This is a genomic window from Maricaulis sp. D1M11 (assembly GCF_047308265.1).
Lineage (GTDB): Bacteria > Pseudomonadota > Alphaproteobacteria > Caulobacterales > Maricaulaceae > Maricaulis.
In genome coordinates this window covers 1-635 of the sequence record NZ_JBKQWY010000029.1, presented here as the reverse complement: position 1 = coordinate 635, position 635 = coordinate 1, and the positions used below count along the sequence as shown (strand labels likewise).

The 635-nt window shown below is 58.9% G+C and carries 1 pseudogene; it reads left to right on the top strand.

The features are described from left to right. A pseudogene (locus tag RMQ97_RS15505) lies at positions 1-635 on the top strand (hypothetical protein); the annotation flags it as partial.

Sequence of the window (635 nt, the reverse complement as noted above, 5' to 3'; positions counted from 1 at the left end):
GATCGCACCTTCCGCTATGATGTCAGCGGCCGACTGGTGCGTGAGGAATACAGCCGCACCACACATGACTGGACACAGTTCGGCGTTCCCCTCACCACTGTCGATGAAGCCATTGGCTATGCCTATGACGTCTCCGGCAATCTCGTTCGCCAAGAATTCCTCGAACTGGAGAATGGCAGCTATTCCACCGCGGCCAACACCTCTGTCGTTGAGATGCGCTACAATGCGCGCGGTGAGATGGTCGAGCGCGGGCTCAACGGCCTGTTCCGCGAAGCATGGGTTTACGATACCCATGGCCGCCTGACCGAAACGACGGCCGGGGACGGGATCGCGAAATATTTCGCCTATGATGCGCTGGGCAATCAAACCCTCGTCTTGACCGCAACGGGATCAGACGCAGCGACCACCGCTTCGCTGGCCGCCCAGACGCGCGACAGCGTCTTTGCCCTGTTCAATGATGCCACCCAGACGCCCGATTTCATGAAGGCCGGGGTGAGCGAGTTTGTCTCAACCCTCACCGAGTTTGATGCGCGCAACATGGCCATCTCGGTCATCGAACCGGAGCGCCAGCTCAACAATATCGAAGGGTCGCAATTCCACACCCTGACGACATCGCGGACCTATAATGCCTTTGG